The sequence below is a fragment of the Bacillus sp. MT94 genome, assembly GCF_058792475.1.
Map to the genome: position 1 here is coordinate 817,293 of NZ_JBXAEZ010000001.1, position 12,381 is coordinate 829,673.

General features: G+C 32.5%; 7 protein-coding genes, 1 pseudogene and 2 riboswitches. Of the genes and pseudogenes, 5 read left to right on the plus strand and 3 right to left on the minus strand.

The features are described 5' to 3' along the window. Positions 1–188: 188 nt before the first annotated feature. Positions 189–1,135, minus strand: a pseudogene (locus AC1Q51_RS03895) (Rieske 2Fe-2S domain-containing protein). A gap of 187 nt (positions 1,136–1,322) precedes the next feature. After that, a complete protein-coding gene (locus AC1Q51_RS03900) occupies positions 1,323–2,444 on the minus strand; it encodes an FtsW/RodA/SpoVE family cell cycle protein (RefSeq protein WP_000722115.1) in 1,122 nt (373 codons plus the stop codon). A gap of 185 nt (positions 2,445–2,629) precedes the next feature. Then, a riboswitch (M-box (ykoK) riboswitch) is annotated at positions 2,630–2,806 on the minus strand. A gap of 507 nt (positions 2,807–3,313) precedes the next feature. After that, positions 3,314–3,479, plus strand: a riboswitch (M-box (ykoK) riboswitch). A 281-nt stretch (positions 3,480–3,760) separates the two neighbouring features. Here AC1Q51_RS03900 and mgtE point away from each other — a divergent pair. From mgtE to AC1Q51_RS03925, 5 genes are all read left to right on the plus strand, one after another. After that, complete coding sequence (mgtE, locus tag AC1Q51_RS03905) at positions 3,761–5,089, plus strand: magnesium transporter (RefSeq protein ID WP_000734827.1); 1,329 nt, start codon at positions 3,761–3,763, stop codon at positions 5,087–5,089. 156 nt (positions 5,090–5,245) lie between these two features. After that, complete coding sequence (locus AC1Q51_RS03910; RefSeq protein ID WP_000681834.1) at positions 5,246–6,343, plus strand: phosphodiester glycosidase family protein; 1,098 nt, start codon at positions 5,246–5,248, stop codon at positions 6,341–6,343. Between the two features lie 279 nt (positions 6,344–6,622). After that, positions 6,623–8,590 (plus strand): penicillin-binding transpeptidase domain-containing protein, encoded by a 1,968-nt coding sequence (locus AC1Q51_RS03915; RefSeq protein ID WP_492331383.1) that lies wholly within the window; start codon positions 6,623–6,625, stop codon positions 8,588–8,590. 404 nt (positions 8,591–8,994) lie between these two features. Further along, positions 8,995–9,528 carry an RNA polymerase sigma factor gene (locus AC1Q51_RS03920; RefSeq protein WP_000438327.1) on the plus strand — a complete coding sequence of 178 codons (534 nt, stop codon included), beginning with the start codon at positions 8,995–8,997 and terminating at the stop codon, positions 9,526–9,528. Next, a complete protein-coding gene (locus tag AC1Q51_RS03925) occupies positions 9,518–10,345 on the plus strand; it encodes an SH3 domain-containing protein (protein ID WP_001060761.1) in 828 nt (275 codons plus the stop codon). The genes AC1Q51_RS03920 and AC1Q51_RS03925 overlap by 11 nt, the downstream gene beginning before the upstream one ends. An 11-nt stretch (positions 10,346–10,356) precedes the next feature. On the opposite strand, the gene AC1Q51_RS03930 is transcribed toward AC1Q51_RS03925, so the two are convergent. Then, a complete protein-coding gene (locus AC1Q51_RS03930; RefSeq protein ID WP_492331384.1) occupies positions 10,357–12,117 on the minus strand; it encodes a peptidoglycan D,D-transpeptidase FtsI family protein in 1,761 nt (586 codons plus the stop codon). Between the last annotated feature and the right edge of the window lie 264 nt (positions 12,118–12,381).

A 12,381-nucleotide genomic window follows, 5' to 3' on the forward strand; every position in this document is an offset into this window, starting at 1 on the left:
AGAGAGTGAGAATGAATTACAAAAGAAAGGTGCATAGGCGCCTTTCTTTTTTTGAAGGGATTTTTTGTTACGAGTTAGTACAAAATTGGGTTCAGGGGGTACTATAAAATTTTAGCTTGATGGCGATGGGGTAGCATCCACGTCTATCAACATCACTACACCTATATTTAATACTGCGTTACGTGCCTTTAATCAAGTGAAAAACAAGACCCATTTTGTAAAAACTGAAACCAACGTTTTCTAAACTGAATTTGAGCCATATCTGCATGAACATGGGCCTCCATTTTTAAAGCTTCTGGTATAGGTCTAGGATGTTGACTTTCTACAATAATTTGATCCTCTTTTAGTACTCTTAAACTAAATTTAGCTAAAATTTGGTCTAGTAAAGGGAAGTACTTTAAAAATGTCCTTCCGGTATATCCCATAATTAATGTCTCTTCTTCATCAATTGGTGTAAACGTAATATACTGAATAAATGACTCATTCTCCTGTTTGCCACTGTGAAGCATCCACTGATGTGGGAATTTGTATTCAAGGTAAGCATCACCATTTGAGAATATAAACTGATCCAGTGTTCCCTCCAGCTTATAATTGGTTGATTCGGCTTTTGTTTTTCTACCAATCGTTTTTTTATGTACATAAGCAAGATGAGCAATATCCAGCACAGATTCGATTGATCGAGTAAGGTGTGCATTCCAAGTGGCGTGGAAGAAAGAGAGTTTAAAAGGAGTGTTCTCCATTACATGAAAAGTTTGCCATTCAGGTGGAGTTTCCTCACTATCAGGGTATATCCAAATCAACCCAATTTTTTCTCTTACAGGGTATGAGAAGGTATGAGCAAATTTCGGGATAGGTTTATTGGGTTGGGATGGAATTCTTACACAAGTACCACAACTATCGAATTCCCAACCATGGTAGGGACAGATTAGTTTACCATTTACTACTTGTCCCAGTGATAAGTCAGCGCCACGATGAGGGCAGTAAGGTGATAGAGCCTGAACTTCGCCTTTTTCATCCCGATATAATACAAAATCTTTGCCAGTAACTCTTTTTTTACTGGGATCTTTTTTATATCTTTTACATAACTCACAGCATACCAATTACGTGGGAATACTCTATTTATATTTAGAGTCATTTATTTTCTCCTTCTTTTTTATTCACCTAGTAGATATTAGTGGTGTCTACTGTATACTGTCTATTCTATGCTATAAAATATTTTAAATGTTCGTTTAAAATTAATAAATCTACAGTTTAATCAAATCATTATGAAAGCCTGCATAATCTCTCTAAATGTAACAAAAATGACTAAAGTACAATAGATTTTAAAAAGGAGAAAGTTTTATTTTATTGAAAATTGAGATATTAAGCAATATTCCTATTGCTATTAAATTCACCATTAAAGAACTTCCACCAAAACTTACAAATGGAAATGGAGTACCTGTAAGAGGAAATAGTCCCGTAATACCACCTAAATTTACAACTGATTGCATACCAATCATACATCCTATACCAATTGCTATAAAACTGCCGAATGGATCTACACATAATTGTGCAATTTTTAAGGAGCGAAGTACTATAGTCAAAACTCCAACCAATAGAATAAATACACCAATAAATCCTAGTTCTTCAGAAACTATTGCCATTATAAAATCAGTGTGTGGTTCTGGAAGATAACCTGTTTTTTGTATGCTATTTCCAAATCCACGACCAGTGATTCCTCCAGAGCCCATGGCAATAAAAGAGTTTACAAGCTGGTATCCATTTCCTTGCGCATCAAGAAAGGGATTGAAAATCGTGGTAATACGTGTCTTTTGAACTTCTGATAAACTATATTGAATCAAATAATATAAAATAGGTAACCATAAAATAGAACCGATGGTAGTTCTTTTGATTAGTAGATTTATATTTATTCCTGAACAAAGAAATATGCTAAAACCTATACCTAATATTAAAAGTGCAGATCCTAAATTTGGTTGTTTAAAGATAAGAAAAAAAATTGTAGCTAAAAAAAATAAAAGTTTTCCGATACCACTCCAGTTATTTTTAGCTTGTTCTTGTCGCAATGCAAAAAAACGGGCTGTTACAAGGATTGTTCCTAATTTAAGAAATTCAGCTGGCTGTATTCCAAAGATCCATGATTGAGCATTATTTACCACTTTTCCTTTCCATAAAACCATAATTAATAAAAAAATCCCCCCAACCATAATACAGATTGAGACTATTCGTTTTTTCCATATTTCATATGGGAGTAAAGCACAAATTATTAATCCTATTGTTCCTAAAAGTAGCTTTGTTAATTGAGAATCAACAAAATGTCTACTGTTATAACCGTAATGTTGGACAGCGACAATGGAGCTTGCACTATACATCATGATAATACCTAAAGTACATGTTATGAATAGAGGAAGGAGCAATAGATAATCGAGTTTTAATATTTTTTTCATTTTAATATCCTCCTGATTTAAAACAAAACATAATATTACATTTGCTAATGAATAGAATCTTGTTCTCGTCAATTACTAAATATGACTTTTGTTTAGGAAGATTCTATCGCTTATTCCCTGTTTTTTACGCAAAAATCCCTCTAGTATGTAACTAGAGGGATTCAAAATGGCATGAGTAAATAAGGCTTTTTTCCCTCTAGTAGAGCTTTGGCACTATACAACGTAAAGTAATGAAAATTCATTACTTAGCTATCTTAAGAAGAGCCTTAATCCGACAATTCCTGTTCTACCCATTGGCGTCTTTCGACATTTTTGGGCAATAGCCTGTGTTTGCATAGGAGCCTCACCTAACAGGTTAAGCAATATAAATTTTATGTGTTTGTTTCGTGTAGCAAGCATAAATATATTTTTTTTGCTTGTCAAGCAACCATATTGCTAATTTTATTTGTTTTATTGCTTTATAGTTCTTTGAGAAATGATATGAAAAAATGTCTGTAATCATTCTGTATAAGTACATATTTTTGACTTGTAGTGTATCGTTTGATTAAGTAGTTTAACCATATAAATTTGATAAACAGTAAAGAAGATTTTAATCATAAAAGAAGATTTTTTTGTGAATGTTCTTTTGATATACAGAATGACTAATTATTCATCTTTTGTTATAAAGTTGGAATTTGATTAAAAACAATAAGTTTCATATGTTTTATTACGTTTCTTCGAATTAAATCTATTTGAATTCTATGTTTTTTAAGGGGAATTTTAAATTTATAATAAAATATAATTTCATTTTCTATAAAAGATTTTTTTATGAATGAAATTGAAAGTCAGTTGACAAATATTAAATTCTGGTTTAAATTTTGAAGTAATTCAATAAACTTTGTTAGGTGAGGCTCCTGTATAGAGAAACGCTGCTGCCCAAAAATGTCGAGAGACGCCAATGGGTCAACAGGAACGGTCGGATTAAGGCCCTTCTTAATGTAGCTGGTTATAAAAACCTATGCTATACAGTGCTAAAACTCAACGAGGGAGTGGTATACGATTTGGTAGAAAGGCACCTCTGTGATTTCGGCAGAGCTGTCTTAATAATCATTTATTTGTATTGTGATAAAACCTTTACTCCTTTTTGAGTAAAGGTTTTTCTGTTTAATGTTATTTATTTTTATCTTGTCTATATTCAAAAAGGAGGTAATTCTAAATAATGAATTGATTGCAATGTAACTATTATTGCTCTAATAAAAAATTTTAGACAGATAAAATAAAACAAAACCACTCATGAAACTCTAGAGTCTCCCTTAGCAATATGAGGAGGAGTTAACATGAAGAAATTATTAAAAGAATTACTTGTAACCAAAAATAATTTGGATGCAGAGAAAGTTTTACGTCTTCCGTCGTATGATGTTGCGCAAGAAGTAAAAAGATTTTCAATTGAAGATCAAATCATATTGCTAAATACGATTCCCGTATTAAAAAGCTCTAAAATTCTTCAATATATGAGTGCAGAAGAAAAATATAATATCTTAATTCACTTATCTGAAAACAAAGCTAAAAAGTTACTAAATTTACAACCGATTGATGAATTAGTAGATTTACTTCTAGCGGTTCATCCTGAAAAACAAGCTAAATTAATGGCGTATCTAGACAAAATTACAAAACATAACGTAAAAAAATTGATGAATTTCAAACCTGAAACGGCAGGAAGTCTTGTCACAAGTGATTTTGTTGCAGTTAGAGGAAATTGGTCAGTAAAAATGACATTGAAGTACATTAGGGAACATTCTGAAAATGTAGAATCAATATCTTATAGTTATGTTCTTGATAGTCATGGTTATCTTGAGGGAATCGTTTCCATACATGAGTTATTACTAGCAGCAGATGAAGAGATATTATCTACTATCATGATGCCAGAGGTAATTTCAGTACATGCTGAAGTTGACCAGCAAGAAGTTGTAAAAAAGCTACTAAATTATAATTTAGCAGCCATACCTGTGATAACAGTAAATAATAAAATGATTGGTATTATAACATTTGATGACGTAATGAATGTTATGGAAGCAGAAGCTACAGAAGATATTCAAAAGTTAGGCGGAAGTGAACCGTTGAATCAATCTTACTTTGAAGCTAGCGTTTGGAGTATTTTCTTCAAACGTCTACCATGGTTATTACTTCTTTTTGTTGCTGAGGCATATACAGGTACAGTATTAAAGTATTTTGAAGACGAAATTGAAACTGTAGTTGCCCTTGCTTTCTTTGTTCCATTATTAGTAGGTACTGGAGGGAATACAGGAACACAGGTTGTAGCAACAATTACTCGTGCAATTGGTATTGGAGAGGTGAAATTTAAAGACATTTTCCGTGTAATGAAAAAGGAATTTGCAATAGGTATGCTTCTTGGACTTGCACTTGGGATAGCTGGGCTCACTCGTGCTTATATGTTAGGAGTTGGAACAGAAGTTGCACAAGTTGTAGCAATTACTTTATTATTTATTGTTATTTGGGCCTCTCTTGTAGCAGCTGTTTTACCTTTGATTCTAAGAAAATTAAAACTAGATCCTGCAGTTGTTTCAGGTCCATTTATTACAACATTTGTTGACGGAACAGGATTAGTAATTTATTTCATGGTTGCAAAAATGTTATTAAATTTATAAATATACACTGAAAAAATGAAATTCGGAATAAGTATTTTGCCCTAATTGCTAAAATATAGCGGGGAATTCAGGCATGAGGAAATCAAACACCTTTGTCTTTATTAAAAAATATTTTAAAAGATTCATTGAATGTAATTAATACCGGAGGATAAAACTATGAAACATCTAAGAAAAATCTTCAAACGAATTTTGCTTCTATTGTCTATTTTCATGCTTATTGGCATAGGAATATTATTTGGTACTAGCTATGGCCGGGAGCTTCGCATAACAATGGCTGGGAGTATACTAACTTCTCAGCATCCACAATATGCGAAGTATACATTCCTATCCCAAAAGGAACTAGATAAATTGCAAGATAGAATTAATCATCCAAAATGGTCAAATAGTGATGAGCATATTTATAAAAAAATAGCAGGAAAAAGATTAGAAGAATTTAAAAATCAGCCATTAGAAATTGATGTAGAAACGATTAAAAGTAACAAAGATAGTCGCTTTCTTTTTGAAGGAAAATTAGTTACTATTAGCAATCCCTTCAATGTTAAACTTGTTAGCCATCAAGGAACACAGGGCGCTAACAGGGGAGAAAAAATTAGCGTAATGGCAAAACGTAATCATGCACTTGTTGCTGTGAATGCAAGTGGATTTGCTGACGAAACAGGAAGGGGTGGAGGAAATGTTGCTACTGGAATTGTGATAGAAAATGGGAAAGCTATTGATACAAATATGGATAGAAATGCTCCTACAATTATTACGGGATTAACAAAGTTTGGTCAAATGATAACAGGAAATTATTCTACCCAACAACTGTTGGATAAACAAGTCGTTTCCGCAGCTGGATTTATGCCACAGTTAATTGTAAATGGAGAAAAAATGATTACAGAAGGAGACGGCGGTTGGGGGTCGGCTCCAAGAAGTATTATGGCCCAAAAAGAAGATGGTACAATTATGTTTCTAGTTATTGACGGTAGACAGACGCATAGTATAGGGGCTACGTTAAAAGAGTGTCAAGATATTCTATATGAAAAAGGCGCTATAAATGCAATGGCAATGGATGGAGGTTCTTCTGCTACGCTATATTTAGGAGGAAAGGTTATAAATTCACCGTCTACATTATCCCATGAAGATCGTTATTTACCGAACGCTTGGGTGGTAACAGCAAACCAAAAACAAAAAATAAAGATGACAATTGATGGGAGAAAAATAGATACCAAAACATCAGATGAATTTGATGCGAACATTTCAACGAATTTATGAATTATTAAAAATAGAACAAATACATGATTTTTATCTCGTTAGTTGGAAAATTAAAATTATTTTTTAAAATTAGAAATTATTATTTCATATTCATGATTTGCACAATATCAAACGAGAGTGATGAGGATTCCAAATTTACGGAATTCTTATCACTCTTTTTTAGTTTTTTGTAAATATGGAACAATATCCTTACTTTCACTGTCTATTAAGCGTTAAAACATTTTTTATTAAATAAATTAAGAAAGGAATCATCATTTTTAACTAAGGGAGAAGATTGAATTGAAAAAATTATGGATGCTGTTTTTCATTTGTTTCGCAGTTATGTTGGTAGGATGTAATAAAAACGAACCGCCAAAACAAGCATTTGAAGAATATATTAATTTATGGAATGATAAAAAGTTTGCAAATATGTATGATCATTTATCAGATCATGCCAAAAAATCGATTTCTAAAAAAGAATTTACAGAAAAATATCAAAAAATCTATGAGGGGATTGGAGCTAAGAATTTAAAAGTTAAAATGAAAGGAGAGAATACGAAAGATAAAGAGCTTTTTCTTTTTGAAGTTAAGATGGATACGGATGTAGGACCAGTTTCATTCATCCATGAAGCAAAACTTGTGAAAGATAAAGAGTCTTGGAAAACAGATTGGACACCAGACTTCATCTTCCCAGGTATGAAAAAAGATTACAAAGTACGTATGCAAATAGAGCAAGGAAAACGCGGAGAAATATATGATCGCAATGGAAAAGGGCTTGCAACGAATGGTAAAGCAACTGAGGTTGGAATTATTCCAGAGAAACTAGGCGAAACAGCAGTGCGAACGAAAGAAATAGTAGCACAATTACTTGATATGTCTATAGAAGAGGTCGAACAAAAGCTCACAGCAAAATGGATAAAACCAGACTCCTTTGTACCAATTGGTATTTTAAAAGAGGGAACCAGACAGAATGATTATATTGAATTAGAAGGAGTTTCATCTCGCCCAGTAAATATTCGTACGTATCCATTAGGTGAAGCAGCGGCACACTTAACTGGATATATCGGAAAGGTGAATGCGGAGGAGTTAAAATCACTTCAAAAACAAGGTTATCAAGCAGATGATTTAGTAGGTAAGACCGGTTTAGAGAAAGTGTTAGAAAATAAATTGCGTGGTGAAAAGGGTGGACGCGTATTTATAGAAGATGAGAAGGGGAAAGAGATTAAAAACGTAGCAAAAAAAGAAGCAAAAGAAGGAGAAAATGTTACGTTAACAATTGATGCTGCAATTCAAGAAAAAATCTTTAATGAGATGAAAACTGAAGCAGGGTCTAGTGCAGCGGTCAATCCTAAAACAGGTGAAACAATCGCACTTGTAAGTAGCCCTGCTTATAATCCAAATATAATAGTTAGAGGAGCATCGAAAGCCCAACGAGAAGCATGGAGTAACGACTCGAAACTACCAATGACGAATCGCTTTACACAAGCATTTGTACCAGGTTCCGTATTTAAAACGATCACAGGTGCAATTGGTTTGGAAACAAACACAATAAATCCGAAGGAAGAATTTAAAATTCAAGGATTGAAGTGGACAAAAGATTCATCTTGGGGAAATTACTATGTAACGCGTGTAAAGGATGCAAGTCCAATTGATTTTGATAAGGCAATGAAGTACTCTGATAATATTTATTTTGCTCAACAAGCTTTGAAAATGGGAAAAGATCAGTATGTAAAGGAATTTAAAAAGTACGGATTTCATGAAAAATTACCAATCGAATACGAATTTCCTATTTCAATCATTGCAAAAGATGGGATAAAAAACGATATTCAACTAGCAGACACGGGCTATGGACAAGGACAAGTATTAATGACGCCACTTCATTTAGCATTAACATATGCACCGATTGTGAATGAAGGGAATATTCCGTCGCCACATCTTTTAAAAGAAGCAAAAGTAGCAGGGAATTGGAAAGAAAATGTGGTTTCTAAAAAGAATCAAGAGATATTAAAGAGTGCATTAATCAAAGTCATTAATGACCCTGATGGTGCAGGGAGAATTGCAAAGGTTGATGGTGTAACGCTTGCTGGTAAAACTGGCACAGCAGAACTGAAAGAGTCGAAAGAAGCAGACGGAAAAGAACTGGGATGGTTCGCAGCTTTCGATGCAAATGCGCCAGACATGATTGTTACAATGATGATTGAAGATGTAAAAGGAAGAGGAGGAAGTAACGTTCCAGGTGAAAAAGTAAAACATGTATTTCAGAAATAATACTTAATTATATGGTGAATTTTTTGACTAAATTTATTACATGTTTGCTTAACTCAAAGATATAAATTGGGGAAAATATAGAACAATTAAATTTCAAAAAAGCATTCTCGATTAGAAAGAATGCTTTTTTGCTGTGATTCTAGAAAAGTTGACATTGTTAATGGCAAATAGAAGGAGATAGCAAATTGAAATGGACAAGTGGAGTGTTACGTTAAATTCAAAAAACAGATTTTCATGAGTAGAATTTTATCATTGTATGCTTTACTTGTTTTTTAGTAGTATTATTCTGCTTGAAAAAAGATAAACAATGGAACAAATGAAACTTGTATCTTGTCTATATATTGAAACCATAATAAAAGTGAGGGCAGTTTTTATGTTTATTCAAATAAGTTTGAGGTGTGGAAATGGAACAGACGTTTATTGAAAAGTGTAATCATGATGAGCTGGACTATGTTATAAAAGACTATTGGCAAGATGTATGGAATTATTCATTTATTATTACGAAAGATCCACACTTATCAGATGATATCACGCAAGATGTATTTATAAAGGTGTTTAAAAATTGGAATTCATTTCGAAAGGAGTCATCTATTAAAACGTGGATATTAAAAATCACAAGAAATACGGCAATAAACTATTTGAAATCCTCTTATTTTAAAAGGATATCTTTAATAGGATTTTTTAGTGACGATAAGCAATCCCTGTCAGCAGAACAAGAATTTTTTAAGCAAGAAGAAATGAATGATGTGTGGAAGGTTGTATTAGAACTACCTAAAAAGCACCGTGAAATAATTATATTGGACGCAAAATATGAATTATCTTATGAAGAAATGGCTGAAACATTAGGAGTATCCATTGGAACTGTAAAATCGAGATTAAGTAGAGCGAGAAGTAAGGTTTCAAAATTAATAGGGGAGGGTAGTAGTGATGAACAATAAACAAAATCCTGACTGGTATAGAAAAATAAAAAAAGGGCCAATGGAGAATCGTAAAGATGAAGAAGAATTTATTTCTAAAATAAAGCAGTCTATATATGAAAATAATGAAGTGGATTTTGTAAAACATAAAAGACCATTTCGTAAAAAAGCATTACCTATTGTAGTTGTTTTGGTTTGTACAATGTTATTTTTCATTGTTCAACAACCTTGGCTTGATGATAATAAATCACCGGTACAAAGTAGTACTCAAATTAAGCCTAAAACAAAAGATGAGTCTGCTCAAGATCCATCATTAAAACAATTTATGAATGAACTATATCAAAGTACGAACTCAAAAAATGAAAATGACCTGTACAAAGCGTTAAATGATGAAGTTCTATTTAAAGGGAAGAGTTATAAAAAGGATGAACTGAAGTTTGATGAAGATATTTTTCATGAGTTGCAAGTCGCTCTTACAATGGGGGGAGAGTTTGCAAATGATACAAAAAAAGTATACAAAGTACCAAGTGGATTGACAGAAAGTAACCAACCAAAGCAAGCGCATTTTATATATGCAACGGTTACTGGAAATAAAACGAAAATTTTAGCTGAACCAAAACGAGAATCACAAGTGTTATATGAAGTATCTAATGAAATGGTAAAAGCTTGGATTCCAGAAAAAGTGCAAAATGATGGATATATAAAAATATCGACAATTAATGGCAATACTGGATACGTACAAAAAGAGTATGTTTTAACTGATATTAAGTATTCATTTATGTTCGAAAAAAATGATAATGGTGAATGGAAAATAATAAATATAGATTCTATTTGGTAAAAGAGGAAGGTTCACTTTAATGAACCTTCCTCTTTGTTTTTATTCTCTTTTTGAAGTGTATGCCAAGACTCTAAAATTTCTGATGTAACGAGAGCAGCGATGTTTTTTTCTGAATTACTACCAGGAATAACGACAGAAACGGCAATTTGTGGATCTTCGGTAGGAGCATATGCAATGAAAAGAGAATGATTTATCATTCTTTCTTGCTCATTCGGAAAACCTGTAATACCTGTTTTACCTGCGACGTCAAAGGGCAACTTTTTAATTTCCTCTATATTTTGACTCATTCCACCTTGCACGACACTCCAAAAGTTCATCGGGTAACGATTTGAACTTTCTAAAATTGGTTTAAACTTTTTTGTTTCCTTACCGTCCGGACTAATAATTGCACTTACAGTTTGAGGTTTATATTTATCACCTTTACTTGCCAAAGTTGCTGCATATTGAGCGAGTTGAAGAGGGGTATGCACTTCATTTCCTCCCCAAGAGGCGTTTAATAAAGCGGAGATTCCATTTTCAAACTTATTAGATGGATGGAATTCATATTGTCCGTCTTCTTCAAAGGGTAAATCAATCCCGGTTTTAGAACGTAGGCCGAATTGCATTAAATAATCTGTCCATATATGTGCCACTTTTTCTATATTCCCATTATTTTGGTTGAATAGGGGCAGAGCTACTTTTGCTGTCATAAATGTGTTAGATGAATTAATGATAGCCTGCCTCGGTGTAATCTCCCCTGTTGGTGTTCCAGGCGCATTCGTAATGTTATTTTGATTATCATACTGAAAAGTACCTTTATCTAAATAAGTATCTTCGGGTTGGAAAAGCTTTTCATTTAATCCAATTAAAATAGTAAGTGGTTTTATAGTAGAAGCCATATTTACATAAGATTCACCATACTTTAATTTTTGAATTGCTTTATTTTGCGAAAGAGATTTAATGTTTTCTTTTCTAGAAGATACATGTGTATTTAATATATTTGGATCAAAAACTACCGAGTTGGCCATAGTTAAAATTGCGCCAGTTTTCGCATCGCTCACTACAGCATAACCAGCTTTAGCATCAGGTGTTTTCTTAATTTGAGATTTTAATGCTTCTTCTGCCTTTTGCTGCAACTCAGAGTCTAAAGCTAGCCGTACATCTTTACCTTTTTGTACGTTTTGAATGTTCCATAAGAACTTTTTATTATTCAATTTAAAAATAAGAGTTTTACCTGGTTTTCCTTTTAAATCATTTTCATATTGCAGCTCAATCCCGCTTTTTCCAACAGCCTTATGCTTTGAATTAAGGTCATTTTCTACATACCCAATTACTTGTGAACCAATTTCGTGTTTAGGATAATATCGAATCCATTCATCTTTAATTATTACATTATTGGGTTTGTTTTTGTTTATGAATGCAAGTTCATTCTCAGTTATATCAGAGTATAACGGTATATCATTCATAGTCTGCTTTTTACAAGATTGTTGTAATTGAGATTTTATGTTCTCTGTAGAAATATCATGTTGAAATTCGCTTGAAAATTGATTAAAAAAAGCTAATGTGTTTGATGTATCTTGTTTCGATAGCTTTTCGTCATTAGAAGTGCAATATAGAGACTTAACTTTCTTATTTGTAGCTAGTATTACACCATTTTGATCAAAAATCTTTCCTCTTTCAGCTGAAGAAGTTGCGATAGTAATTGAAATGAAGTTGATTTTTAATAAAATTAGTAAAATCAAACCTACGATAGAAAAAAACGCAAAAAATCTCCATCTTTTTATATGTAACATATAACCCTCCCTTATGTAGCCTATTTCATCTTATATTTAATTATTTTTTTTGTAAATGTGGAACAACTTTATTGTTTAGGTTGTCTATTAAGTATTACAGCATGAAGAAAGGAATAATTAGCATGAAAATTTACTAGCAAGTTTATATGTAAGTTTAATAAGAGTCATTATACAGTTTAGCACTTCTCATGCAAGTGGCAAAAAAATAGAGAGAAAACAGGAAGGGAGAGTTATTAATTCCGTATCTAAACGAAAAGAAATGGT